General features: G+C 61.4%; 23 protein-coding genes. 18 read left to right on the forward strand and 5 right to left on the reverse strand.

What is annotated here, in order from left to right; all coding sequences use genetic code 11:
* Positions 1-94: 94 nt before the first annotated feature.
* From LDN70_RS11160 to LDN70_RS11235, 16 genes are all read left to right on the forward strand, one after another.
* Positions 95-1,159: a tRNA (adenine-N1)-methyltransferase gene (locus tag LDN70_RS11160; protein ID WP_223940343.1), complete on the forward strand. Its 1,065-nt coding sequence runs from the start codon at positions 95-97 to the stop codon at positions 1,157-1,159.
* A 97-nt stretch (positions 1,160-1,256) separates the two neighbouring features.
* A complete protein-coding gene (arc, locus tag LDN70_RS11165) occupies positions 1,257-3,065 on the forward strand; it encodes a proteasome ATPase (RefSeq protein WP_223940344.1) in 1,809 nt (602 codons plus the stop codon).
* Positions 3,062-4,735 carry a depupylase/deamidase Dop gene (gene dop / locus LDN70_RS11170; protein WP_502773722.1) on the forward strand — a complete coding sequence of 558 codons (1,674 nt, stop codon included), beginning with the start codon at positions 3,062-3,064 and terminating at the stop codon, positions 4,733-4,735. Before arc ends, dop begins: the two co-directional genes overlap by 4 nt.
* 119 nt (positions 4,736-4,854) lie before the next feature.
* Positions 4,855-5,058, forward strand: a complete 204-nt coding sequence (locus LDN70_RS11175) for a ubiquitin-like protein Pup (protein WP_142939162.1) — start codon at positions 4,855-4,857, stop codon at positions 5,056-5,058.
* A gap of 79 nt (positions 5,059-5,137) precedes the next feature.
* Positions 5,138-5,947: a proteasome subunit beta gene (gene prcB / locus LDN70_RS11180; RefSeq protein WP_223940345.1), complete on the forward strand. Its 810-nt coding sequence runs from the start codon at positions 5,138-5,140 to the stop codon at positions 5,945-5,947.
* 1 nt (position 5,948) lies between these two features.
* Positions 5,949-6,656, forward strand: coding sequence for a proteasome subunit alpha (gene prcA, locus LDN70_RS11185; protein ID WP_142939160.1), 708 nt, complete (start codon positions 5,949-5,951; stop codon positions 6,654-6,656).
* 1 nt (position 6,657) lies between these two features.
* Positions 6,658-8,022, forward strand: coding sequence for a Pup--protein ligase (gene pafA / locus LDN70_RS11190; RefSeq protein WP_142939159.1), 1,365 nt, complete (start codon positions 6,658-6,660; stop codon positions 8,020-8,022).
* Positions 8,023-8,151: 129 nt separating this feature from the next.
* Positions 8,152-9,084: an FKBP-type peptidyl-prolyl cis-trans isomerase gene (locus LDN70_RS11195; RefSeq protein ID WP_223940346.1), complete on the forward strand. Its 933-nt coding sequence runs from the start codon at positions 8,152-8,154 to the stop codon at positions 9,082-9,084.
* Between the two features lie 70 nt (positions 9,085-9,154).
* On the forward strand, positions 9,155-9,550 hold the full coding sequence (locus tag LDN70_RS11200; RefSeq protein ID WP_017200957.1) for an FKBP-type peptidyl-prolyl cis-trans isomerase: 396 nt from the start codon (positions 9,155-9,157) through the stop codon (positions 9,548-9,550).
* Between the two features lie 97 nt (positions 9,551-9,647).
* Complete coding sequence (locus LDN70_RS11205) at positions 9,648-11,666, forward strand: helix-turn-helix transcriptional regulator (RefSeq protein WP_223940347.1); 2,019 nt, start codon at positions 9,648-9,650, stop codon at positions 11,664-11,666.
* Between the two features lie 9 nt (positions 11,667-11,675).
* The gene (locus LDN70_RS11210; protein WP_223940348.1) at positions 11,676-12,026 is read left to right on the forward strand and encodes a hypothetical protein; all 351 of its coding nucleotides are present in this window, start codon (positions 11,676-11,678) and stop codon (positions 12,024-12,026) included.
* Between the two features lie 36 nt (positions 12,027-12,062).
* The gene (tatA, locus tag LDN70_RS11215; RefSeq protein ID WP_223940349.1) at positions 12,063-12,332 is read left to right on the forward strand and encodes a Sec-independent protein translocase subunit TatA; all 270 of its coding nucleotides are present in this window, start codon (positions 12,063-12,065) and stop codon (positions 12,330-12,332) included.
* Positions 12,333-12,338: 6 nt separating this feature from the next.
* Positions 12,339-13,175, forward strand: a complete 837-nt coding sequence (gene tatC / locus LDN70_RS11220) for a twin-arginine translocase subunit TatC (RefSeq protein ID WP_142939154.1) — start codon at positions 12,339-12,341, stop codon at positions 13,173-13,175.
* A gap of 24 nt (positions 13,176-13,199) precedes the next feature.
* Positions 13,200-16,175, forward strand: coding sequence for a DEAD/DEAH box helicase (locus tag LDN70_RS11225; RefSeq protein ID WP_223940350.1), 2,976 nt, complete (start codon positions 13,200-13,202; stop codon positions 16,173-16,175).
* A gap of 47 nt (positions 16,176-16,222) precedes the next feature.
* Positions 16,223-17,881: an amidohydrolase gene (locus tag LDN70_RS11230; RefSeq protein ID WP_223940351.1), complete on the forward strand. Its 1,659-nt coding sequence runs from the start codon at positions 16,223-16,225 to the stop codon at positions 17,879-17,881.
* Between the two features lie 149 nt (positions 17,882-18,030).
* Positions 18,031-18,774 carry a polyprenol monophosphomannose synthase gene (locus tag LDN70_RS11235; protein ID WP_166840687.1) on the forward strand — a complete coding sequence of 248 codons (744 nt, stop codon included), beginning with the start codon at positions 18,031-18,033 and terminating at the stop codon, positions 18,772-18,774.
* Between the two features lie 100 nt (positions 18,775-18,874).
* On the opposite strand, the gene LDN70_RS11240 is transcribed toward LDN70_RS11235, so the two are convergent.
* The 4 genes from LDN70_RS11240 to LDN70_RS11255 form a co-directional block, all read right to left on the reverse strand.
* Complete coding sequence (locus LDN70_RS11240; protein WP_011774875.1) at positions 18,875-19,222, reverse strand: RNA polymerase-binding protein RbpA; 348 nt, start codon at positions 19,220-19,222, stop codon at positions 18,875-18,877.
* Between the two features lie 256 nt (positions 19,223-19,478).
* The gene (locus tag LDN70_RS11245; protein WP_166840685.1) at positions 19,479-20,456 is read right to left on the reverse strand and encodes an SPFH domain-containing protein; all 978 of its coding nucleotides are present in this window, start codon (positions 20,454-20,456) and stop codon (positions 19,479-19,481) included.
* A gap of 92 nt (positions 20,457-20,548) precedes the next feature.
* Positions 20,549-21,010, reverse strand: coding sequence for an NfeD family protein (locus LDN70_RS11250; RefSeq protein ID WP_105691804.1), 462 nt, complete (start codon positions 21,008-21,010; stop codon positions 20,549-20,551).
* 80 nt (positions 21,011-21,090) lie between these two features.
* A complete protein-coding gene (locus LDN70_RS11255) occupies positions 21,091-21,933 on the reverse strand; it encodes a putative RNA methyltransferase (protein ID WP_223940352.1) in 843 nt (280 codons plus the stop codon).
* A gap of 68 nt (positions 21,934-22,001) precedes the next feature.
* Here LDN70_RS11255 and LDN70_RS11260 point away from each other — a divergent pair, with 68 nt between their 5' ends.
* Complete coding sequence (locus LDN70_RS11260; RefSeq protein ID WP_223940353.1) at positions 22,002-24,017, forward strand: S9 family peptidase; 2,016 nt, start codon at positions 22,002-22,004, stop codon at positions 24,015-24,017.
* Positions 24,018-24,023: 6 nt separating this feature from the next.
* Here the strand turns inward: LDN70_RS11260 and LDN70_RS11265 are convergent, their stop codons facing one another.
* Complete coding sequence (locus LDN70_RS11265) at positions 24,024-24,698, reverse strand: peptide deformylase (RefSeq protein ID WP_223940354.1); 675 nt, start codon at positions 24,696-24,698, stop codon at positions 24,024-24,026.
* 53 nt (positions 24,699-24,751) lie between these two features.
* Here LDN70_RS11265 and LDN70_RS11270 point away from each other — a divergent pair, with 53 nt between their 5' ends.
* Positions 24,752-25,159, forward strand: a complete 408-nt coding sequence (locus tag LDN70_RS11270; RefSeq protein ID WP_142939147.1) for a nuclear transport factor 2 family protein — start codon at positions 24,752-24,754, stop codon at positions 25,157-25,159.
* Positions 25,160-25,165: the final 6 nt, after the last annotated feature.

The following is a 25,165-nucleotide window of genomic DNA, read 5'->3' on the forward strand; positions in this document are numbered from 1 at the left end:
CGGCCGATATGCATAACAAGAGCCAATGATTTTTTTGGCGCCCACCAGCCGGTCACACACCGCGGCCAAGCCGTACAGGAGCGAGGAACACCACATGAGCAGCGAAACCGCCGCCCCCGCAGCAAGCACAGGCACTGACCAGTCGGCCATCGGCTCGGCTGTGCAGCCGACGGGCGCTGCACGACGCCGCGGGCCTTTCCGTGTGGGCGAGCGGGTCCAGCTCACGGACGAGCGTGGCCGGATGAACACCATCACACTGGAAGTAGGCGGCGCTTTCCACACCCACCGCGGTTTCCTGAACCACGATGAAATCATCGGGAAAGTTGATGGTTCCGTGGTCAGCAACAACGTCGGTCAGCAGTACCAGACGTTGCGTCCCCTGCTCTCTGATTTCGTGCTGTCCATGCCCCGGGGCGCTGCTGTGGTTTACCCCAAGGATGCCGCCCAGATTGTCACCATGGCGGACATCTTCCCCGGCGCGCGGGTTGTCGAAGCCGGTGTGGGTTCGGGCGCTCTGTCCATTTCCTTGTTGCGCGCAGTCGGGGACGGGGGCTACCTGCATTCCTTCGAGCGCCGCGAGGAATTCGCGGACATCGCCCGGGGAAACGTAGAAACCATCTTTGGCGGCCCCCATCCCGCATGGCAGATCTCCTTGGGCGATTTCCAGGAAGAGGTCATCAAAGCCGAAGCTCCGGGCTCCGTGGACAGGGTTGTCCTGGACATGCTCGCACCATGGGAGTGCTTGGACGCGGTAGCCACTGTCCTGGCTCCGGGCGGGGTTTGGATCAACTATGTCGCCACCGTCACCCAGCTGTCCCGCACCGCCGAAGCAATCCGCGCGGACGGCCGCTTCACCGAACCGGATGCCTGGGAATCGATGGTTCGTGGTTGGCACCTCGAGGGCCTCGCGGTCCGTCCGGATCACCGCATGGTCGCCCACACCGGATTCCTGCTGGTCACACGCCGTCTTGCTGACGGTGTCACCGGAATTTCCGTGAAGCGCCGTCCATCCAAGACCGAGTTCAGCGAAGAGGACCTCAACGCGTGGACCCCTGCAGCGGTGGGGGAGCGCTCCGTGTCTGACAAGAAACTTCGGCGCGCAGCACGTGACGCAATCGCAGGGACCAATGTTCAGGATGACCCTCCAGTCACAAACTGACAAAGGTCACAATAGGGTTCGCATTCCGAATGTCACCCGGCGCCCTGAGCTTTTCGGGACTAAGGTCTTGTTAAGCGCAGGAAGGGGCTGATGAATCGTGGATACGTCAAACAACGACCTTGGACGGCCGACGCCGGACGATGCAAACGGCGAAGCGGAGACTACGGCAGGCCGGAGGTTCAGCGCCGTTCAACCGCCGGAGACCTCGGGTGAACTGACGGTTGCCGAACGGCAAATCAATATCCTTCGGGACAAGCTTCGCCACATCGACCGCCAGTTGGCAGCCGCGACCCAGAACAACAGCAAGCTCGTCAGCATGCTGGAAACAGCCAAGGCTGAGATTCTTCGCTTGAAGGGCGCTCTGGAGCAGGAGGGTCAACCTCCTTACAGCTTTGGGACCGTGGTGCAGATCAACCCGCGGAAGCAGCCCGCCCCTGGCAGTTCAGGGCAGGCAGCTACCGAAGAGTCCGTGGACATCTTCAATGCCGGGCGCAAGATGCGTGTAGGTGTCAGCCCGCTCGTGAACCTCAACCAGCTTGCGGTGGGGCAGGAAGTCCTGCTTAACGAAGCGCTGCTGGTGGTGGCAGGCCTCGGCTACGAACGCGCCGGCGAATTGGTCACGCTCAAGGAAATGCTTGGCAAGGACCGTGCGCTGGTGGTTGGCCGCGCCGATGAAGAGCGGGTGGTCCGGTTGTCCGGGGCGCTCCAAGGCCTTCACCTGAAGGTGGGCGACGCCTTGTCACTGGATTCACGGACGGGCTACGCGTTGGAGAAGGTACCGCGCGCCGAGGTGGAGAACCTCGTCCTTGAAGAAGTTCCGGACATCACCTACCAGGATATCGGTGGCCTTGGCCCGCAGATCGAGCAGATCCGGGACGCCGTGGAGTTGCCGTTCCTCCATCCGGACCTCTACCGCGAGCATGGGCTCAAAGCGCCTAAGGGCATTTTGCTCTACGGCCCTCCAGGATGCGGCAAAACCCTGATCGCCAAGGCAGTAGCGAATTCCCTTGCCGCCAGGGCAGCAGAGCGTGCCGGCAATACCGATCTCAAGAGCTACTTCCTCAACATCAAAGGTCCAGAACTCCTGGACAAGTACGTGGGTGAGACTGAGCGCCACATCCGCTTGATCTTCTCCCGTGCCCGCGAGAAGGCTTCAGATGGCAGCCCCGTGGTGGTCTTTTTCGACGAGATGGACTCGCTGTTCCGCACCCGCGGCACCGGCGTTTCTTCCGACGTTGAGACCACCATCGTGCCTCAGCTGCTCAGTGAAATCGACGGCGTGGAGCGTTTGGACAACGTCATCGTCATTGGTGCCTCCAACCGTGAGGACATGATCGATCCTGCCATCCTGCGTCCAGGTCGCCTCGACGTGAAGGTCAAGATCCAACGGCCCGACGCCGAAGCTGCAGCCGACATCTTCGCAAAGTACATCACCACTGACCTGCCCTTCCACCCCCAGGATTTGGCCGAGTACGGCGGCGATGTGCAGGCCACGGTGGATGCCATGGTCCAGCACACAGTGGAGGCCATGTACTCCACTGAGAAGTCCAATGAGTACCTTGAGGTGACGTACGCCAACGGAGATACGGAGATGCTGTACTTCAAGGACTTCAACTCCGGCGCGGTGGTGCAAAACGTGGTGGACCGTGCCAAGAAATACGCCATCAAGGACTTGCTGACCTCACAGCAGAAGGGTCTTCGGATCGATCACTTGCTCCGCGCCGTGGTGGATGAATTCCGTGAGCATGAGGACATGCCCAACACCACCAACCCGGATGACTGGGCAAGGATTTCCGGTAAGAAGGGCGAAAGGATCACCTACATTAGGACCATCGTCCAGGGCAAGGCAGGCCAGGAGCCTGGCAAGTCCATCGAAACCACTGCCAACACGGGTCAGTACCTGTGACAGCAAGGCCCGAAGGTTCACCCGCAGAGAAGCTTCCCGCAGGCGGCGCCATGCGCGTCATGGGCTCGGAAACTGAATATGGGATCCATGCGCCGTCAGCTCCGGGGGCCAACGCCACCATGATGTCCGCCCGGATCATTCAGGCCTACGCCACCGTGACCCGGCAACGGGCGGCCGGCGGGGCTGAGACCCGGTGGGACTACACGGATGAGGAACCGCTGCACGACGCCCGCGGTTGGACCGTGGACAGGGCAGCGGCGGATCCCAGCCAACTGACGGATCAACCGCCAGTGCTCGACGCCGAAGCGGTCGCCTTGGCTTATGGCCGCCAGGAGCTGGAGCTGGACGGCGCAGACGAGTCCGGTTCACTGTTGATGAACATGGTCCTCGGCAATGGTGCACGCCTTTACGTGGACCACGCGCATCCTGAATACTCCAGTCCGGAGGTCACCAACCCACGCGACGCCGTGGCATGGGACGCCGCCGGGGATCTGGTGGCCCTGGCCACGGTACGGAAGGTAGCTGCCGACGCCTCGCTCCCGGCGATCAACCTGTACAAGAACAACACTGACAACAAGTCCGTGTCCTATGGCTCGCATGAGAACTACCTCATGCCACGCTCGGTGCCCTTCGGGGACATCATCCGCGGGCTCACGCCTTTCTTCGTCTCCCGCCAGGTCATCTGTGGCGCGGGCCGGGTGGGGCTGGGGCAGGATAGCTCCACGCCCGGTTACCAGATCAGCCAGCGGGCAGACTTCTTCGAAGCAGAAGTGGGACTGGAGACAACCATCCGCCGGCCCATCATCAATACCAGGGACGAGCCCCACGCGACAGCGGACAAGTACCGTCGCCTCCATGTGATCATTGGGGACGCAAACCTCAGCCAGGCCTCCAACTTTTTGAAGTTTGGCACCACGGCCATGGTTCTTAGCCTCATTGAAGCGGGGCAGGCTCCCAGGATCGAGGTTCACGAACCCGTCCAGGCGCTCCAAGCCGTCAGCCACGACACCACGCTGGCCACAACCGTCAGGCTCCTCGACGGAAGGCGGGTAACAGCCCTCGATCTGCAGTGGATGTATTTCGAGGCAGCTTCCAAGCTGGCCCAAGAGACAGGGGTGGCGGATTCCGTCACCGGAGATGGCCACACGCACCAGGTCCTGTCCCAGTGGGAGTCCACGCTGACAACGCTGGGGATTGATCCTGATGCCGCTGCCTCTACAGTCGAGTGGGTGGCCAAGAAGTCACTACTCGAGGGCTACCGAAACCGCGACGGGTTGGCATGGGACGACGCCAGGCTCGGCTTGGTGGATCTTCAATGGTCTGATATCCGGCCTGAGAAGGGCCTCTACTACAGGCTGCTCTCCAGGAACCGGATGATGCGCGTCGTGGACGAAGGCGACATCACCCGGGCGGTGACCGAACCGCCGTCGGACACCCGCGCTTATTTCCGCGGGCGGTGCGTCTCCAGATTCGGAAAAGATGTTGTAGGCGCCAGTTGGGACTCGGTGATTTTTGATGTTCCGGGGCTGGGGAAACTGCAGCGGGTGCCTACCCGGGAGCCTTTGAGGGGAACCCGGGCTTTGACCGGCGCCCTCTTTGACCGTCACCCGGATGCTGCTTCTTTCCTGGCCGAATTGTTGGGTCAGACGCCGCCACCGGCCAGGAGCTGATGGATGCCCGCCACAGGATTATTCGCCGTTGGTTAAAGCCGTCCGCAGCATCGGTCGGCGTGGCACTATGGCAGTAGGAAGTCTCCGTCAACAGGGGACTGACAGTAGGGAGAAAGAAAATGGCAGCACAGGAGCAGCAACAACCACAGTCGCGGGAAACCGAGACCGAAGTGGACGCACCCGAAGCGCCCCCGGCAGCACCGGAGGCACAGGCGTCGGACGCGACGCAAGGAGTGGATGACCTTCTCGACGAAATTGACGGCGTTTTGGAATCCAACGCCGAAGAGTTCGTCAGGGCGTTTGTCCAAAAGGGCGGACAGTAGGCGGACCCGCCAGAGGATGTACTGCCCGGTCGGCGTAAGGCCGCCGGGCATCGGAATGCAGAGTCGAAGGAGTGCAGCAATGCAGGACCCATCAACCGGCCCCCTGGCCACCCAGGCAACGTCTTCTTTCACGGAGCATCTTCAACGCTCGCGTCCCGAACTCCTTCCCTTTAATCAATCGTTACCCGTCGGCATGGTGCCGTCGTCCCCGCACGCCACCACCATCGTTGCCTTGACGTACGCAGGTGGAGTGCTGATGGCGGGGGACCGGCGCGCGACCATGGGCAACATCATCGCCAGCCGGCACATCGAGAAAGTGTTTCCGGCGGACGAGTATTCAGTCCTCGGCATAGCTGGTACGGCCGGCCTGGCAATTGACATCACGCGGCTCTTCCAGGTTGAGCTGGAGCATTACGAAAAGATCGAGGGCACGCTCCTCAGCCTGGTCGGCAAGGCCAACCGCCTGGGCGCCATGATCCGCGGAAACCTGCCCATGGCGATGCAGGGGATGGCTGTCGTTCCCTTGTTTGCAGGCTTCGACCACAGCTCCGGTGTGGGCCGTTTGTTCTCCTACGACGTCACAGGCGGCCGGTACGAAGAACAGGAGCATCACTCCGTCGGTTCCGGTTCCGTGTTCGCCCGCGGCGCGCTCAAGAAGCTCTGGAAGCCTAATTTGTCTGCGGAAAACGCCGTAGCAGTAGCTGTTGAGGCACTCTATGACGCCGCAGATGACGACTCCGCCACTGGCGGGCCCGACCCCGTTCGCCAATTGTGGCCGGTGGTTTATACCGTCGATCGATCCGGCAACCGGCGGGTCCCTGACCGGGATCTGGCCGCGGTTGCCGGCGCAATTGTTGAATCGCGGGCTGCCGCCGGACGGGAGGCCTGATATGACACAGCAGTTCTACGTCTCTCCCGAGCAGTTAATGAAGGACCGTGCGGACTTCGCGCGGAAGGGCATAGCGCGTGGGCGATCTGTTGTGGTCATCAGCTGCTCCGATGGCATCGCGCTGATCGCCGAAAACCCTTCACCTTCGCTTCACAAGATCGGTGAAATCTACGACAAAATCGCCTTCGCTGCGGTGGGCAAGTACAACGAATTTGAAAGCCTCAGGCAAGCAGGAGTCCGCTATGCAGACGTCCGCGGCTACTCCTACGACCGTGAGGACGTGACTGCCCGCGGCCTGGCAAGTGTCTACGCTCAGAGCCTCGGAGCGGTGTTTACCGCCGAGCAAAAACCGTTTGAGGTGGAATTGGCGGTGGCAGAGGTTGGTCTCACCCGGGAGGAGGACCACCTCTACCGTTTGACCTTCGACGGATCAATCGCCGATGAAAACGGGTTTGTGGTGATGGGCGGACTCGCTGACCAGATTTCCGACGTCGTCAGCGGGGAGTGGGAGCCGGAACTCACCTTGGCGGGGGCCATGCGACTGGCTCTGCGTGCCCTGGCCACCAACAAGGAAATCGACGAGCTGCCCGCCACCGCCGTCGAAGCTGCCGTGCTGTACCGCGCTTCCGAAAGCAATCGCGGATCACGCAGGGCGTTCAGGCGGCTGTTGCCGGAAGACATGACCCGGTTGCTCACAGAGGAGAGCTGAGATGGATAAGCGGATATTTGGCATCGAAACGGAGTTCGGAATTTCCTATTCCAGCCCTGATTCCCGCCCTTTGGCCCCCGAGGAAGTTGCACGGTACCTCTTTCGCAAGGTGGTCAGTTGGGGCAGGTCCTCCAACGTTTTCCTTACCAACGGTTCACGGCTTTACCTTGATGTGGGGTCGCACCCGGAGTATGCCACCGCAGAGTGTGACGACCTCGCACAGCTGATCGCCCATGACAGGGCCGGTGAACTGATCCTTGACGACCTCGTGGATGAGGCTCAGGCAAGGCTCGCCGCGGAGGGTTTCAACGGAACTGTGTACCTCTTCAAGAACAACACCGATTCTGCGGGCAATTCCTACGGCAGCCATGAGAACTACCTCATACCGCGGCGCGGGGAGTTCTCCCGCCTTGCCGAAATATTGATTCCTTTCCTGGTGACACGTCAATTGATAGCCGGGGCCGGCAAGGTACTAAAGACACCCCACGGTGCCACGTTCGCTTTCTCCCAGCGCGCCGACCACATCTGGGAAGGCGTGTCCTCCGCCACCACCAGGTCCAGGCCCATTATCAACACCCGCGATGAGCCTCACGCAGATGCCGAGTTTTACCGTCGCCTGCATGTGATTGTGGGGGACTCCAATATGTCCGAAACCTCGGCTTTGCTGAAGGTCGGAACGGTGGACCTCATCCTTCGCATGATCGAGGCGGGCGTCATCATGCGCGACATGCGCATGGAGAATCCCATCCGCAGCATCCGCGAAATCTCCCACGACCTCAGCGGCCGCGCCTTGGTCCGCTTGGCCAACGGCCGGCAGCTGACTGCGTTGGATATCCAGCGCGAGTACCTCAATAAGGTCACCGAGTTCGTAGCCGCCAATGGTGCCCACAACGCCCACGTTCCACTCATCCTGGACTTGTGGGAGCGAACCTTGAACGCCATTGAAAGCGGCGATACCAGCACCATTGATACCGAAGTGGACTGGGCCATCAAAAAGAAGCTCATGGACGGTTACATGCGGCGGCACGACCTCAGCCTCGACTCACCGCGCATTGCCCAGCTGGACCTCACCTACCATGACATCTCACGGCAACGCGGCATCTTTTTCCTGCTGCAGGCCCGTGGTGCAGCACGCAGGCTGGTCACCGAAACCGATGTCAAAGATGCCGTGGACGCTCCACCACAGACAACGCGCGCGAAACTGCGGGGAGATTTTGTGCGACGAGCACAGGAGCTGGGCCGCGACTACACGGTGGACTGGGTGCACCTGAAACTGAACGATCGCGCACACCAAACCATCTTGTGCAAAGATCCGTTCCGGAACGTTGATGAGCGGGTGGATGCCCTCCTGGATTCCATGGGCTAAAGGGCTTTGTAAGCTGACTCCCAGCTTCACGGGCTACTCTGGATAGTGGTCTCTTACCGAGATACACCCTGCTTGGATGCGCTATGCGCCTTTCCGAGTGTCCCTTTGCCCCGACGAAAGTGTCTTTTTGTGCGCCGACTCCTAGCAATTCTCCTGCCAGCCCTGTTGCTCATGACCGCGTGCGGAGGTGGAGACACCCCGGCTACTGAGCCCACCAGCAAGTCAGTAGGTGACGTCTCCAAGCTCGACTCCCTAAAGATCACGGACAACGGCAATGACAAAGCGCCCGGCATTGAATTCTCCAAGCCTCTGGCCGTGACTGGACCCACCGTCAAGGTGGTCAAAGAAGGTGACGGCGAGCCGGTCAAGATGGGGCAAATCGCTGAACTGGTGTTCATCGCGGTCGATGGTACCGATGGCAAGACACTTGAGGACGGTTACGCCAAGGGGCCCCAGGCGATCGAACTTTCCGAACAGATGAAAAGCGGCAATGAACTCATCTTTGACGCCATCATCGGCGCCAAAGTGGGCAGTCATGTAGCCATCGCTGCTCCGGGCAACTCCTCTGCCTCGGCGCCTGCCTCCTCCCAGCTGGTGGTCTTCAAGATTGCCTCAGCCAAGAACGCGCCTGGTCTTCTCAACAAGGAGGAGACCGATCAGCTGGACAAGGACGGCAAACTTCCCAAGGTGACCTTCGATGACAAGGGCGCACCCTCGGTGGAAATTCCCAAGACTGATGCCCCGGCAGGCCTTTCTGTTAAGGTCCTCTCCGAGGGTACGGGTGAGGAACTGAAAGACACTGACACGATCGATGCCAACTACACTGGCTGGCGCTGGGAAGACAGCACCAAGTTTGACTCCAGCTATGATCGGGGCGAGGCCGCTACGTTCGGCTTGAACCAGGTCATCAAGGGCTGGACGCTTGGACTTACAGGCCAGAAGGTCGGCTCCAAGGTTCTCCTGACGATTCCCACTGATCTTGCGTACGGTGCAAGCGCTGCTGCCCAGGGCAAGCCTGCGGGCCCGCTGGTGTTCGTCGTTGAGATCACCGCTAAGAAGTAAAACCCCGCGCGGGTTCTGGCTAAGCTGGTTCCTGAAATCTCTCTCCGCCCCCATAACCTAAGGAGCAACCATGTCATTTGGTCAGCGCGACTTTGACCGCACCAAGCCCGAAATCGACTTCCCGGAAGGCGACGTCCCCACAGACCTCGTCATCACTGACCTGATCGAGGGCACTGGTCCCGAAGCCAAGGCAGGGGACACCGTGTCCACTCACTACGTGGGCGTTGCCTGGTCCACGGGAGAAGAATTTGACGCTTCCTGGGGCCGCGGCGCTCCTCTGGACTTCCGCGTGGGCGTCGGCCAGGTCATTCAGGGCTGGGACCAGGGCCTGCTCGGCATGAAGGTCGGCGGCCGCCGTCGCTTGGAGATCCCCTCGGAACTTGCCTACGGCTCACGTGGCGCCGGTGGAGCCATCAAGCCCAACGAGGCCTTGATTTTCGTCGTCGACCTCGTGGCTGTCCGCTAGGACTTATCGGTTTTTCGCAGGGCGCGTTACCTTCCGGTTTTGCCGGGCGGTGACGCGCCTTGCTGCTTTCCGGCTGGTTTTTAGTAACGTAGCAAGGGTGTCCGCATCCCGCACTGAACGCCTCCTGAACCTTCTCCTTGCTTTGCTCAACACCAAAGTTGGCCTTCCACGTGCCGTGCTGCGTGAAAAGGTGTACCACGATTCAGCTGAGAATGACGTCGCCTTTGGACGGATGTTCGAGCGCGACAAAGTGGATCTCAAACAGTTTGGCTTCGAGATCGAGACTTTGATGGATCCGCGAAACTTCGGCGCGGACGACCCCGCCTCTGCGCGTTACCGCATCGGCAAGGACTCCAACCGGCTACCTGATGTGAACCTGACGCCTGCGGAGAGCACCGTGCTCTTGCTTTCTGCACAGCTGTGGGAACGGGCCGCGCTGGGAACGGCAGCGGCCAACGCCGTCCGCAAGCTGCAGGCCGCAGGAGGCTTCACGGACGTGGATCTCCCTGCTGGAGTTCAGCCACGGATCAAACCCGCTGGACAAGCCTTCGACGACGTCGTTGCGGCCATGCACGGCAAGCACCCGGTCCGCTTCGGCTACCTTGCGGTCAGCACGGGGCTGGAGGAAGTCCGGGAAGTGGAGCCTTGGGGCTTGGGCAGCCGCTTCGGCCAGTGGTACCTCGTGGGCCTGGACCGGGGGAGGGGAGCCAAGAGGCTCTTCAGGCTCTCGCGGATGACCACCGCAGTTAGCGTGGTCGCCACCAGCACCTTCCACCCCCCGGAAGGCTTCGACGCCCGGGCTGAGCTGGACGAACTCAACGAGCTCCCTATCCGGCAAGCCACCTTGGATGTCGAAAAGAACAGGTTGCTTGCCCTGCGCAAGAGGTCTGCTCCCGCCGAAGGGTCCCCGGAGCACAGTGACCGTGACCGCATAGTGGTGGATTTTAGGGATCCGGAGCAACTGGCAGAAGAGCTGGCATCCTATGGCCCCCACCTCAAGGTGGAGGGACCCGCCGAACTGCGCTCCGCCGTCGTCCGCCGCCTCCAAGCTGCCGCAGACTTTGATGACGCTCCGCCAGTGCCTGTTGAATTTCCTGAAGCGGGCCGTACGCCCCGGGCACGGAAGCGCACGTCCGAAGATCAACTTGCCCGCATGCTGCAACTGGTGCCGTTCCTGGTCCACCATCAGGGCCTGCATATCCAACAGGTCGCTGATCACTTTGGCATCAGCCGCAAGGCGTTGATCGATGACCTGAAGATCCTGATCTGCTCCGGCCTGCCCGAGGGGTATCCGGACGATCTTCTGGACATCCAATGGGAAAACGATCACGTGTACATTTCCGAACACCTGGATCTGAATCGTCCCGTGCGTTTCAGTGAAGACGAAGCCGCAGCGTTGCTGACCGGACTGGCCATGCTGGGAGACCTGCCTGCCTTGGCAGGCATGCCCCAGGACGAGTCAGCCAGTGCGCTGGAGTCAGTCACCATCAAGCTGACAGGTGCTGCGGGGCAGGCAGCGAGACTGGCCGGCTCCGTATCCGGCCAATCCGTGGCGCCAGAGCAATCACAAGCCTTTGCCGCGATAACCCAAGCAATCAGGGAAGGCAGGCAGCTGCGGCTCAGCTACTTCTCGCTGCAACGCGACGAAGTGACCGAGCGCGACGTCGACCCCCTGAGGCTCTACTCCCTGGACAATACCTGGTACTTCGAGGCCTACTGCCACAGCAAGGCCGGCATCAGAAACTTCCGGTTGGACAGGGTGGAAGCCCTGGAGGCCAATGGCCGGGCTGTCTCCGTGGCTGCAACTGCCGGGCAGGACTTCCCGGCCCGGTTGTTCACGCCCGGTGACGACGACGTCCTGGTGACCCTCCAACTGACCCGCCAAGGTGCCGGCCTTGCCGATGACTACTACGCCGAAAGAACCGCACAACTGCCCGACGGCGGTCTGCTCGCCGAGGTGAGGTTTGGCGACGCAGGGTGGCTGCCCATGTTTGTATCCCAGCATGGCGGCGCGGTCCGGATTCTCGAACCGCTGTCCGTGCGGGAGGAAACCCGGAAGTGGATCGACGCCGCCCTGGCTCAGTACGACTCACCGTCGGGCACCAAGGCTGGCTAGACTACTCAAATGCCTTGGTGGTTCTGGATCCTGTTATGGATCGCGCTTATAGCCCTTTCGTTGCTCCTTCACCTGACACTGGGTTACCGCTTGTACAGAAAATTCATGTCAACTGTTCAAGAGTTGGGTGCCGCGGGTAAACGTTTCAGCAATCTTTCCCCTGCCCCGGAAACCTCCGACGTTGAAGCAGCGGAACCGCGTCCCGAACCGGGGTCCGCAATTTTTGCCTCCCCGGAGCAGATGCGTCATGATTACCTGACGGCCAAAGCCTTCCGTCAGGAAGTTCGTCGTCAACGGCGCGTCAAGCGCAAAGCCGAGCGGGGTCAGCCGCAGTCCCTGCACGACATTGAATTCAGATAGACGTAGGATGTATCCAAAAGGAAAGGACCTCCCCATATGAGGCTCGAAGGCTGGCATCTCATCATCATCATCGTTCTCGCCCTGGTGCTCTTTGCAGCGCCGAAGCTGCCGTCCATGGCGCGCAGCATCGGGCAGTCGATGCGTATTTTCAAGTCTGAAGTCCGGGAGATGAAGAAGGATGGTTCCACGGAGGCAAAAGACTCCCAGGACGCTTCCGACGCCGTCGAAGGCAAGGTTGTAGGCCACCCGGACGTCAAGGCCAAGAACAACGGCGAAACTGACGTACCGCCCTCCAACCGCGTCTAAAGAGAAGTGGTAGAAACGAAGGGGCGCAAAGCCAACCCCGAAGCCCGGATGGCGCTCCTGGATCACCTCAAGGAGCTGCGCAACCGGCTCTTCAAGGCTGCAATCGGCGTCATAGTGGGAACAGTGGTGGGCTTCATCGTCTACCAGCCCCTCCTGGAAGCATTGATCAAGCCGATCAAGGACCTCAACGAAAAGGAGGGACGCGCTGCCACACTGAACTTTGATGGCGTGGCCAGTTCCTTCGACCTCATGGTCCAGGTTTCGGTCTTCCTCGGCGTCATCCTTTCCAGCCCTGTCTGGATCTACCAGCTGTGGGCCTTCATTGTCCCCGGACTCCACAAGAAGGAGCGGCGTCTTGCGCTGTCCTTCGTGGCAGCTGCGGTACCGCTGTTCATCGGTGGTGTGCTGCTTGCGTGGCTTGTGCTCCCCAACGCCGTGCGGGTGCTGACCGATTTCACCCCGGTGGGCGGTTCAAACTTCATCAGTGCTGAAATTTATTTGGCCTTTGTCCTCCGGCTCCTGCTGGCCTTTGGTATCGCCTTCCTTATACCCGTGGTCCTGGTGGGGTTGAACCTTGCTGGAATCATCAAAGGCAAGCAACTCATCAAGAGTTGGCGAATCACTATTTTCCTGGTGTGCCTGTTCGCTGCGATGGCCGCTCCGGGGGCCGACGCTATGAGCATGTTCTATCTTGCTGCCCCCATGCTGATCCTGTTCTTCGCGGCAATCGGTATTTGCGTATTGAATGACAGGCGCCGTGAGCGCAGGGCCATCAAGCGCGCCGCTGAGACTGAAGCCACGGCAGACATCGCAACCCCGGCCTCGGATCTGGAGAATCTCTAGACCTTGGCCCACTAGGCTTGATGCATGTCCTCCATTTCCGGGTCTTCATCTCCATCAGACCGTTACCAGGCGGCAGCCCAGCGGGCGGCTGAGTCAAAAACTTACCTTGGAGCGTTTGCCCGCTCCCTGGACTTCGAACTGGACGACTTCCAACGCGAAGCGTGCAGGTCGCTTCAGGAGGGCCGCGGCGTCCTTGTAGCAGCTCCCACCGGCGCCGGAAAGACGATCGTTGGCGAGTTTGCGATCTATTTGGCGTTGGAACGGGGACTCAAAGCCTTTTACACCACTCCCATCAAGGCATTGAGCAACCAGAAGTACTCGGAACTGGCCGCGAAATACGGTGCGGCAAACGTTGGTCTGCTGACGGGCGACACCACCATCAATGGCGAAGCTCCTGTGGTGGTTATGACCACCGAAGTCCTTCGGAACATGCTCTACGCCGATTCTGAAACTTTGGGAGACCTGGGCTATGTGGTGATGGACGAAGTCCACTACCTGGCCGACCGTTTCCGCGGCGCAGTGTGGGAAGAGGTCATCATCCATTTGCCCAGCGAAGTGCAGGTTGCCTCGCTGAGTGCCACAGTGTCCAACGCCGAAGAGTTCGGCGCCTGGTTGGACACTGTGCGGGGCGATACAGACGTGATCGTTTCCGAGCACCGCCCTGTGCCCCTCTGGCAGCACGTCATGGTGGGGCGGGAGATAGTGGATCTCTTTGCCGGTGACACCTCTTTTGACGAAATCGCGCCCCAAGCCCCGGGAGCACAGGAAACGGAGGTGCCTGACCTCTCCGATGCAGAAGAGGTCATGGCCGAGCCCACCACCACGGATCGCCGGCGCGTCTCATCCAAGCGCTCGTCAGCCGTCACGGCTCGTCAGGCAGTTACCGGCCCCGAATTCGAGGTCAACCCGGACCTGCTGGCCATGGCCCGTTCGGAAAGCCGGATGAGCATGAATGGCCGGTTTGGACACGGCGGCAGAAGCCGCCGTCGTCAGGACCGCTATCGCGACGAGCGGCAACAGTCAGAGCAGCGTAGTCCAGTCCGCAAGGCAAGCCGTCCCCAGGTGATCGAGAGCCTCAGGCGCCAGGACCTCTTGCCTGCCATCACGTTTATTTTCTCCAGGGCAGGTTGTGACGCAGCCGTAGCGCAGTGTGCAGCATCAGGCCTCTGGCTGACCACCGAGCAGGAACAACAGATCATCGCCCAGCGGGTGGACGAGGCCAGCCACGAGATTCCGGCTGACGACCTCGATGTCCTCGGGTTCTGGGGTTGGCGGGACGGGCTCATCAGGGGCCTCGCTGCCCACCACGCGGGCATGCTTCCAACCTTCAAGGAAGTGGTGGAGAAGCTCTTTGCCGACGGCCTGGTCAAGGCTGTGTTCGCCACCGAAACGTTGGCTCTTGGTGTCAACATGCCCGCGCGCTGCGTGGTGCTTGAAAAGCTGGAAAAGTTCAACGGGGAATCGCACGTCAACATCACGGCGGGGGAGTACACCCAACTCACCGGGCGTGCCGGACGTCGCGGCATCGACGTCGAAGGCCATGCCGTGGTGCTTTGGCAGCCGGGTACAGACCCCGCCGCAGTGGCCGGACTGGCCTCCCGACGCACCTATCCGTTGAACTCCAGTTTCCGTCCTACGTACAACATGAGCATCAACCTGATTGCCCAGTTCGGACGGGTCCGGGCACGTGAGATCCTCGAATCCTCTTTTGCCCAGTTCCAAGCTGACCGATCCGTTGTTGGACTTGCCCGGCAGGTGCGTGGGCGTGAAGAGTCGCTGGCAGGCTACGCCAAATCCATGCAGTGCCACCTGGGCGACTTCACAGAATACGGCAAGCTCCGGCGCGAACTCAGCGATGCTGAGAATTTCGCCGCCCGCGACCACCAACGCGCCCGGAAGTCCCATGTTGCTGATTCCCTCACGCGATTAATTCCCGGCGATGTGATCAGCATTTACAGCGGCCGGCTCGCGGGACACGCTGTGGTGCTGGAGGTGGACCGGAATGCGCGTGAACCGCGGCCCTCGGTGCTCACCTCCGACAACCAGCTGCGACGCATCGGCGTCCACGACCTCGATGGCCCGGTGTCTCCGGTGACGCGTATCCGCATCCCGAAGTCCTTCAACGCCAAGGTTCCCAAGGCGCGCCGGGACCTCGCTTCAGCCATGCGGCACGCCATCAGCGAAGACGCTCCCCACAGCCGGCGTAACAGCAGGCACGAAGACTTTGGTCTCGGAGCCCGCCTGCCGGATCAGGAAAAGAAGATCGCGGATCTTCGGCGGGCGCTCAGGGCCCATCCTTGCCATGGCTGCAGCGAACGCGAAGACCACGCACGGTGGTCGGAGCGTTGGTGGAAGCTGCGCCGGGAGACCGACGGGCTGGTCCGCCAAATCCAAAGCAGGACCAACACTATTGCCAAGACGTTCGACCGTGTGTGCGATGTTCTTTCGGTTTACGGTTACCTGGAAACGAACGACGCCGGACACGTCACCATAAGTGCCGACGGACAGAGGCTTCGCCGGATCTACGGCGAGAAGGACCTGCTCATTTCCCAGACTGTTCGTCGCGGCGCCATCGACGACCTCGACGCTGCTGAACTGGCCGCTTTGGCGAGCACCTTGGTGTACCAGGCCAAACGGGAAGACCGCGGGCTGCGGCCCAAGATGCCTTCTGTGTCACTGGAATCGGCCGTCGACATCGTTATCCGCGAGTGGTCCCAACTCGAAGATACTGAGGAACGCAACAGGCTGCCTTTGACCGGCGAACCGGAACTTGGACTGGTGTGGCCCATGTACAAGTGGGCCAGGGGCCGCCACCTTCAGGACGTGCTGAGCGGCACCGACCTCGCAGCCGGAGACTTTGTACGGTGGGCCAAGCAAGTGGTGGACCTCCTTGACCAGCTGGCCAAGATCCCGCAGCTGGACCCACGTGTGGCACGCATATGCCGGGAATCAATCGATGTGGTCCGCCGCGGTGTGGTGGCCTACTCCACGGTGGCTTAGCCCACCTTCCCCGAAAGACAGCTTTCCATGTTCAAGGAGCAGAACGCATGAACCAGCCAGGCGCGCCAACCGGCCCGGACCGCAACACCAAGGGCCGCAAGGTCACTATGTACAGAAATGGTTCGATCTATACTGCGGCAGATCCCTTTGCCACAGCCATGGTGGTGGACGGCGATACCGTTGCCTGGGTGGGCTCCGAGCAGGCCGCGACGTCCATTGCCGACTCGTCCATGGAGATCATCGACCTCCGGGGCGCCCTCCTTGCTCCGGGCTTTGTCGACTCCCATGCACACCTGACGGAGACGGGCCTTGCCCTGTCGGGACTGCAGCTGGACGCGGTCCGCTCATCGAGGGAATTGCTCGACGCCGTTGCCTCCGCCGGCGGCACTGGTCCGGTGCTGGGCCATGGTTGGGATGAAACGACGTGGAACGATCCCAGCCTCCCAACGTTGGAAGAGATCGAAAGAGCGGCCGGCGGACGGCACGTCTACCTCTCACGCATCGACGTCCATTCAGCCCTCGTTTCGGCCTCGCTTGCTGCGGCAGCTGGGCTTACCACCTTGGACGGCTTTTCCGGGGAAGCCCGCGTGGTCCGGGCAGCACATACGGCCGCCCGCCTCACTGCCAGGAATTTCAAGGAGCCGGACCGGCGAAGCTACCAGGAATCGGCGCTGCAGGAAGCAGCTTCCCACGGCTACGTTGCCATGGCCGAGATGTCCGCACCTCACATTTGCGGGCCTGAGGACCTGAGAATGGCCACGTCTTGGAACGAGCTCGCGAACATGCCGGAGGTTCTCCCTTACTGGGGCGAGCTTGCCGCCTCACAGGAGCAAGCGCAGGCCATTCTGGATAGCTTGGGCACCAAGGTGCTGGGCCTCGCTGGTGACCTCAACATGGACGGCTCAATCGGATCCCGCACGGCGGCCCTCGCAGAGGATTACTCCGATGCCGGCGGTCAACGCGGGAGTTTGTACCTTTCAGTGGACGAGGCCGCCAACCACCTTGTAGCCACGTCGCTGCTGGGGATCCAAGCCGGCTTCCACGTCATAGGTGATGCCGGTCTGGGCGCTGTGCTGGACGCCTTTGACGCCGCAGCGGCCGAGGTGGGGGAGCAGCGTATCCGGGCAGCCGGCCACAGACTCGAACACGTGGAAATGGCCGACCAGTCCGCCATCGATCGTTTGGCCAAGTACTCCGTGTCGGTCAGTGTTCAGCCTGTTTTCGACGCCTTATGGGGTGCTGCAGGTGGTCTCTACGAGCAGCGTTTGGGTGCCCGCAGCCAGAAGATGAATCCGTTTGCTTCCTTTTACGCGAGCGGCGTCCCCATAGCCTTCGGAAGCGATAGCCCGGTAACCCCCCTCCGCCCGTGGGCGAGCGTTCGAGCCTGCTTGGAGCACAGCAACCCGGAACAGAGAATTTCGGCTCGTGCCGCTTTCCTGGGGCACACGCGGGCGGGGTGGCGGGCTACCAAGCACCGGAACCCCCTCATGGGGCAGCTGGTACCAGGCGCTCCGGCGAGTTTCGCCGTGTGGGAAGTGGATGAACTGATGGTCCAGGTGGCTGATAGCCGGGTGCAGTCATGGAGCACGGATCCCCGCGCTCGGACGCCGCTCTTGCCGGCCCTGGACACCGGCAGCGACCCCCGTTGCCTACAAACCGTCCGGGAGGGACACGAATTGTTCGCCCACGAGTCACTGCGGGTCTGATGTCCGCGGCGACGAAAGCGTGGCCTGTGTCTGTCATCACAGCCGCCAAATGCGTCCCCGCCGTCGTCCTATAATGGAGAGTTGCGCCAGATTGCAAGCCGCCAGGCTGCTCGGGCGCACTGACCGCTCCATCAAGGAAAGGCCTCTTCTTGCGTGTCTTGACGATCATTCCCACCTACAACGAGCTGGAATCGCTCCCCGTGACATTGGGACGGTTGCGCGCAGCAGTGCCGCACTCCGATGTCCTGGTGGTCGACGACAACAGTCCTGACGGCACGGGAAAGCTTGCCGACGACTTCGCAGCAAAGGACAGCCAGGTGCATGTCCTTCACCGCAAAGGGAAGGAAGGCCTTGGAGCTGCCTACATCGCAGGCTTCAAGTGGGGACTGGCCGCAGGCTATGACGTCCTGGTGGAAATGGATGCCGACGGTTCGCACAAGCCGGAGCAGTTGCCTCTTCTGCTTAAGGCCGTGGAGGACGGGGCAGATCTTGCCATGGGCTCCCGGTGGGTTCCAGGTGGCAGCGTAGTTAACTGGCCGCTCTACCGCCAGGCAATCTCCCGCATCGGCAGCACCTACGCCCGCATTATGCTGGGCGTCAAGATCAAGGACGTCACCGGGGGCTACCGAGCCTTCCGACGCAGCACGCTGGAAGCGTTGAACCTGGACGAGGTGGAGTCCGTTGGCTATGGCTTCCAGGTGGATCTTGCATGGCGCGTGGCCAAGCTTGGGCTCCGCATCGAAGAGCGCCCCATCACGTTTGTCGAGCGAGAGCTCGGTGCATCGAAGATGAGCGGCAACATCGTGGTTGAGGCAATGATCAACGTCACCAAATGGGGACTCGCAGCCCGGTGGGCAAAGCTCACCCGCAAGTCATCGGCAGAAGCTAAGTAACCCCAACACGCAACTCCACACTTTCAGAACACAGAAAGGCCGGGTCCGGCTCCCGTGAGGGATTCCGGACCCGGCCTTTCTGTTGACAGTCTGTGACCGTCTAGGCGGAGCGGCGCTCTCCGCGGCGCTCACGCAGGATGTTCAGACGATCCTCAAGGATCTGTTCGAGCTCGGGAAGGCTGCGGCGTTCCAGAAGCATGTCCCAGTGGGTGCGGACAGCTTTCTCGTTGGCATCCACAGGACGCTCGCCATCAACCAGCAGCGCTTCTTTGCCGGTCTTGGATACCCAAACGGGGGGAATTTCGGCTTCGGAGGAGAAGGTTACGAAGACCTGCTCGCCATCCTCGCAACGGTACTCGACCCGCTGGCGCGGTGCCGGTTCAACGCCGGATTCTGTTTCCATGCTTTGGGCGCCAAGACGCATACCCCGCAGGCTGCGATCGCTCATGATTACTCCCTCTGTCTGTTCGCGGAGCAGGAACCCCGCGCTAGCCGTAAGCCGTTTTCACGTCCCTTACGGACTACTTCTGCACACCTTGCATCACTAATTGCAACGCCTGGCCAAGCTTTTATGTTCCATCCACGCTGAACCAGCCGGACAAATATCCCATTATACGCGGATCTTCGCCCACTACTCAAAAGAAGGAACAAACAGCGAGCGGCCAGCCTGGATGGCTGACCGCTCGGAGGCGTTGCGCTTTGCGTTATTCAGCAGGCCGTGGCTGCTGGGGTGTTCCCGCAGGCTCGGACGCCCTGGCCTCTTCAGCACCGCCGAAGAGCCCGACGGGGGAGTCCCCGTTGTTGCCTCCGAGTGCACCGCCGATGCCCTTGAGTGCCTCGCCGACTTCACTGGGAATGATCCAGAGCTTGTTCGAGCTTCCCTCAGCGATCTTGGGAAGCGTCTGCAAGTACTGGTACGCAAGGAGCTTCTGGTCCGGGTTGCCCTTATGAATGGCATCGAAGACCTTCTGAATGGCCTGGGCTTCACCGTCAGCCCTCAGGATGGCCGCCTTCGCGTCACCTTCAGCCGCGAGGATGGCAGCTTGCCGCTGGCCTTCGGCGGTAAGGATCTGCGACTGCTTGGTGCCTTCGGCGGTCAGGATGGCTGCACGACGATCACGCTCAGCGCGCATCTGCTTTTCCATCGAGTCCTGGATGGAGTGGGGCGGATCAATCGCCTTCAACTCCACACGGGACACGCGAATGCCCCAGCGACCCGTTGCTTCGTCCAGGACACCACGCAGTTGACCATTGATCTGATCGCGGGATGTGAGTGCTTCTTCAAGGTTGAGCCCGCCCACCACATTACGAAGTGTGGTGGTGGTCAGCTGTTCCACAGCCTGGATGTAGTTGGCGATCTCGTAGGTTGCGGCCCGGGGATCGGTAACTTGGAAGTAGACAACGGTGTCGATCGAGACCACCAAGTTGTCCTCGGTGATGACCGGCTGAGGCGGGAAAGACACTACTTGCTCGCGGAGGTCGAGCAACGGCAGGAGCCGGTCGACGAACGGGATCAGGATGGTCAGTCCCGGGTTGAGTGTCCGCTGATACTTGCCGAGGCGTTCAACGACGCCGGCACGTGCCTGCGGGATGATCCTCACCGAACGGACCAACACGATGATGACAAAAATGACGAGAACAATCAGCACAATTGCTGCTGCTGTTCCTCCTAAGCCGTCCATACATCTCCTTCATTCCCCAATTGCGTGGTTTGATGCGGCTGAACGCGGGCAGGCTGCCCGCATCGGCAACCGCTGAAATTCAAAGGCGCGCTTTAGCGCGGGCTGTTCTCGGCGGGCGAGGCTACTACCGCCGTCGCACCGTCAATCCGTGTGACCTGGACTGTTGCACCGGCATCAAGAACGCCGGCCGTGCTGCGGGCGCTCCACACGTCGCCGCCGATCTTGACCAGTCCGCTGGTTCCACTCACGGCTTCGATGACGAGGGCGGACTGACCGATGAGTCGGTCGATATTGCTGCGCTGTTCCGCAGGCCCCTTATGCAGGTGCTTCATGGCAACAGGCCGGACAAAGACAATCATCAGGAGGGAGACCACGGAGAAAATCACGATCTGAAGCCAGAAATCGGCTCCCGCGAAGTCGGCGATCAGCCCGGCCAGGGCTCCGCCGCCCAGCATGATGAAAAAGAGGTCGAGGGTAAGCATCTCCACCACTGCGAACGCGAGGAAGACTGTGAGCCAGAGAGCCCACCAATTCTCGCCGAGCCATTCGAACATCATTTCCCCCTTGGTCCCGGATCCCGCGGGCGGGATCACAGTCGCTGTTCCTCCATCCTAGCCCGACGTTCCGTCCCACGTCAGGACACGGCGAATTCGCTGATCCGGAACTTCGCAGTGGTGGCCACTGAACCTTCCACAGCGGCCAACTCCGCCAACTCTTCGCGCTGCACGTGGTGTCCGGCCGGACCCATGTAGGCGAGGTCGGCCACCTCCGGGCCGCTCAGTGTCAGGGGAAGGTCGAGGTTTTGGCTGGTGCCGGAGTCGAAATATTCCCGCATGGAGTCCACCAGCCGCTCCTCTTTGCCATCCTCAATGCTGAGCATGCCTGCCCGGGCTGCGATCTCGGCAAGGTGGCCGGGCCGGGGCGTCACAACGAGCAACGAGCCGCCCGGCCGAAGCACCCTGGCAAACTCTGCGGGGTTTCGCGGTGCGAAAACTACAGTGACAACGTCCGCGGTGTTGTCCATCATGGGCAGCGGACGCCAGATGTCCCATACCAGGTTGGCTGCTTCCGGATTGAGCCGGGCGGCACGCCTCAGCGCGAATTTGGAGATGTCCACACCGATTCCTGATGCCCCGGACCGCTCAAGGACCGCCCGCAGGTAGTGGCCTGTGCCAGTACCTGCGTCGAGAACCACGGCCCCGGGGCGCTGAAGTGATCCGGTAGCCGCTGCTGCTACAGCCTGCGCGAGTCCGGAGTAGTGCCCTGCGTCCAGAAACCTGTACCGCGCGGCAACCATATCTGCCGAGTCCGCTTCGAAGACCGTGCCTTTGCCCGTCAGCAGGTTGAAGTAGCCCTGTTTTGCGGCGTCGAACTGGTGCCCGGCCTCACAGACGAGGGTTTGCTGTTGGCCCTGACTGAGCTGGAGCGCCCCTTGGCAAACAGGACAACGGAGGGCAGCAACGGCATCGGACAACATGGCTCCAATCCTACGGCGGCCGGAGTGTCTAGGGCCTGGGGCCCAAGTGCCGGGCTAGGCTCACCATCGTGAAACCCGAGCAACTGCATCTGCTGAACTCCGTATCCGCCCCGGCAATCCACCCCGATGGCACCAAGGCGGTGGTTTCCGTCACGCGGCCGGATTTTGATGCTGACAGTTATGTGGGTCAGTTGTGGAGCATTCCCTTGGACACCACCAAGTATTCGCGACGCATCACACGAGGATTCAGGGACAGTTCCCCGGCGTTCTCCCCGGACGGCCTTGTTCTTGCCTTCCTGAGGTGCGATCCGGACGGTAAGCCGCAACTCTTTGTCGTGGAAGCCGCAGGTGGCGAGCCGCAGCAGATCACCGAGCAGCACGCGGGCGTAGGTGGGTTCGTGTGGGCACCTGATTCCCACCGCATTGTGTTCCAATCCCGGGTGCCGGAACAAGGACGCTACGGAACTATGGATGGGGTCACCTCCGGCGGAGAAGACGCCCGATTGATCACCGCCAACCAGTACCGGATGAACGGCATCGGCTACACCGCTGACCAGCGCCAGCAGTTGTTTGTGGTCGAAGTGCCGGAACTGGGCGGCGAGCCGGCAGTCGCTGCGAGGGGTAGGGCTGCGCACGAACAGCCCGCACATGGGATGACAGGACTTCCCTCTGCACGGCAGGTCACTTTTGGTGACTCAGACCATGAGTCACCATGCTTTTCAGCCGACGGCACCCGCCTTTACTTCGTCGCCGCCCTCCATGAAGGACACGACGACGATCTTGTCACCTCCGTCTATCGGGTGGACGCCGACGGCGGCCAGCCAACCGCCGTCGAACCTTCCAACAAGAGCCTGCAGACCGTCACGGCTGTGCGCCCCTCCACGGATGGCCAGTGGCTCTTTTACACCGCGCAGGACCTGGGTGACACCGGCAAGGACTTCGTGGCCCGGAACGCGGTTCTGTATGCCATGCCCATTGCTGGGGGAGAAGCGGTGGCGCTGACCGACGTCGAGCATTTGGATGTGTCGGGACCGCTGGAGCCCAGCGGTCCCGACAGCGTTCTGGTTCTGAATACAGCGCTGGGAAGCGTCGAGCTGCTCGATGTCACCGCAATCGGCGGGATCACACCCCTGGTTCATGGCGCCAAGGTGGTTACCGGGGCCACAGTGGCTGCAAACGGCGAAATGGCCGTGAGTTTCTCGGACGCCTCCACAGTGGGGGACGTCGCCTCCCTGGAACGCGGCGAGATCCGCCTCCTCACGGACTTCTCCGCACCCTTGCGCAACAACTCCCGGGTGGTGGAGCCCTTGGATTTCGATGCCGAATCCGCCGATGGGCACCCTGTGCACGGTTGGGTGGTGTTCCCTGACGGACCTGGTCCCCACCCCGTCCTCCTCTCCATCCACGGCGGCCCTTTCGCCCAATACACCGGTGCTTTCTTTGACGAAGCCCAGGTCTATGCTGCTGCCGGTTACGCCGTTGTGATGTGTAATCCACGCGGGTCATCCGGCTACGGACAAGCCCACGGCCGTGCCGTCAAGGAGCGCATGGGGACTGTGGACATGCAGGACGTGCTGGCATTCCTGGACTCAGCGTTGGCCTCGTTTGCCGTCTTGGATAAGGAACGCGTGGGAATCATGGGTGGCTCCTACGGCGGCTATCTCACCGCCTGGACCATCGCGCACGACCACCGGTTCAAAGGCGCGATCGTGGAGCGCGGTTTCCTGGACCCCGTCAGCTTTGCAGGTTCAGCTGACATCGGCTGGTTCTTCGGGACCGAATACACCGGAGGAACAGCGGAACAAATGGAGGCTCAAAGTCCCATGGCCGTAGTCTCAAGTGTCGATACACCCACCCTGGTCATTCACAGCGAGAACGATCTTCGGTGCCCCATCGAACAGGGCCAGCGCTACTACTCGCATCTGAAGGCGAAGGGAGTGGACACCTCCTTGCTGATCTTCCCCGGCGAGGATCACGAGTTGTCACGGTCCGGCACCCCCCATCACCGAAGGCAACGCTTCGAGCACATCCTCCGCTGGTGGGCACGGTACCTCCCCACCGAGGTCAATAACCTGGATGACTAGCCGGAGTCAGCGAAAGAATCCAAGCGCCCGGCGAGCCTCGTCAATCTCCGGAGCAGACCAGCGCGCCGAGTGCTCGGCATTGCTGGATAACGATCGCAGTTCGGCCCGGTCCAAGTACAGGATGCCGTGGAGGTGATCCGTTTCGTGCTGCACAATGCGGGCCTGCCACCCTGAATACCAGGCTTCCGTGGACTCGCCCGTTGGACTGGTGTAGCGCAACTCCACGTTCCGGTGACGGGTCACTACCGCCTGATACCCGCTGACCGAGAGGCACCCCTCATAGAACGAGGCGGTCTCGGTTCCGAGCGGGCGGTACTGCGGGTTGACGATGGCCAGGAATTCCAGCTGCTCCCGGTGACGCACGGCAGCTGACTCCGGTTCCACCGGGTATCTGTCCTCCAGTACGGCCACTTGCAATGGGATGCCCAGTTGGGGAGCTGCCAAACCGACTCCCGGTGCGGCATGCATGACAGCCCTCATCTGCTCAATGAAAGCCGCCAACTCCGCATCGTCGAGCTGGCCTTCGTATGGCGCTGCCAGCTGACGCAATACGGGGTGTCCGGCCTGAATAATGGGCGGAAGCCCCTCCGTATCCAGCAACCGGCGAACAGCGTCACGAATGCGGATCGGGTTGTAGTCCGTGGCAGGGCTCGTGGCCCCCGGATGAGGTTGGTGCGTCATACAGTGAGCCTAACGCTCCACAAGGCGTTCCCGAGTTGGGCTAGGCTCAATGGATGATCGATTCCACCCCTTTGGATTGTGTACTCGGGTTCGTTCGAACGGTGGAAGCCGGCGGCGGGGCCGCTGAAATCCGACCCTTCCTGGCGGACGATTTCAAGCTCACCGAGTGGCCGCATGCTCTGTCCAAAACCGGCTCAACGCGGAACCTTGCCGAGACCCTGGCCGGCGCCGACCACAGCAAGGACATCGTTTCCGATCAGAAGTTTGAGGTGGTCCGGACAACGAGCCAGGACAACCGTGTGGTGCTGGAAATGAACTGGTCTGCCACCTTGCTGCTTGACCTTCCACACTGGGACCGTGGCGATACCATCCGAGCCAGGAGCACTGCTGTCTTTGAGCTTCGGGACGGGTTGATCACCAGCCAGGATACGTACGACTGCTATTACACAACCCCCGAATAGCCCAGC

The sequence above is a fragment of the Arthrobacter sp. StoSoilB22 genome, from assembly GCF_019977315.1.
In the GTDB taxonomy this organism is placed as follows: domain Bacteria; phylum Actinomycetota; class Actinomycetes; order Actinomycetales; family Micrococcaceae; genus Arthrobacter.

Coding starts and splice junctions, on each gene's coding strand:
- LDN70_RS11160 (WP_223940343.1), top strand. CDS start 95: ATGAGCAGCGAAACCGCCGCCCCCGCAGCAAGCACAGGCACTGACCAG.
- LDN70_RS11175 (WP_142939162.1), top strand. CDS start 4,855: ATGGCAGCACAGGAGCAGCAACAACCACAGTCGCGGGAAACCGAGACC.
- prcB (WP_223940345.1), top strand. CDS start 5,138: ATGCAGGACCCATCAACCGGCCCCCTGGCCACCCAGGCAACGTCTTCT.
- prcA (WP_142939160.1), top strand. CDS start 5,949: ATGACACAGCAGTTCTACGTCTCTCCCGAGCAGTTAATGAAGGACCGT.
- pafA (WP_142939159.1), top strand. CDS start 6,658: ATGGATAAGCGGATATTTGGCATCGAAACGGAGTTCGGAATTTCCTAT.
- LDN70_RS11200 (WP_017200957.1), top strand. CDS start 9,155: ATGTCATTTGGTCAGCGCGACTTTGACCGCACCAAGCCCGAAATCGAC.
- LDN70_RS11210 (WP_223940348.1), top strand. CDS start 11,676: ATGCCTTGGTGGTTCTGGATCCTGTTATGGATCGCGCTTATAGCCCTT.
- tatA (WP_223940349.1), top strand. CDS start 12,063: ATGAGGCTCGAAGGCTGGCATCTCATCATCATCATCGTTCTCGCCCTG.
- LDN70_RS11225 (WP_223940350.1), top strand. CDS start 13,200: ATGTCCTCCATTTCCGGGTCTTCATCTCCATCAGACCGTTACCAGGCG.
- LDN70_RS11230 (WP_223940351.1), top strand. CDS start 16,223: ATGAACCAGCCAGGCGCGCCAACCGGCCCGGACCGCAACACCAAGGGC.
- LDN70_RS11240 (WP_011774875.1), bottom strand. CDS start 19,222: ATGAGCGATCGCAGCCTGCGGGGTATGCGTCTTGGCGCCCAAAGCATG.
- LDN70_RS11245 (WP_166840685.1), bottom strand. CDS start 20,456: ATGGACGGCTTAGGAGGAACAGCAGCAGCAATTGTGCTGATTGTTCTC.
- LDN70_RS11250 (WP_105691804.1), bottom strand. CDS start 21,010: ATGTTCGAATGGCTCGGCGAGAATTGGTGGGCTCTCTGGCTCACAGTC.
- LDN70_RS11255 (WP_223940352.1), bottom strand. CDS start 21,933: ATGTTGTCCGATGCCGTTGCTGCCCTCCGTTGTCCTGTTTGCCAAGGG.
- LDN70_RS11265 (WP_223940354.1), bottom strand. CDS start 24,698: ATGACGCACCAACCTCATCCGGGGGCCACGAGCCCTGCCACGGACTAC.
- LDN70_RS11270 (WP_142939147.1), top strand. CDS start 24,752: ATGATCGATTCCACCCCTTTGGATTGTGTACTCGGGTTCGTTCGAACG.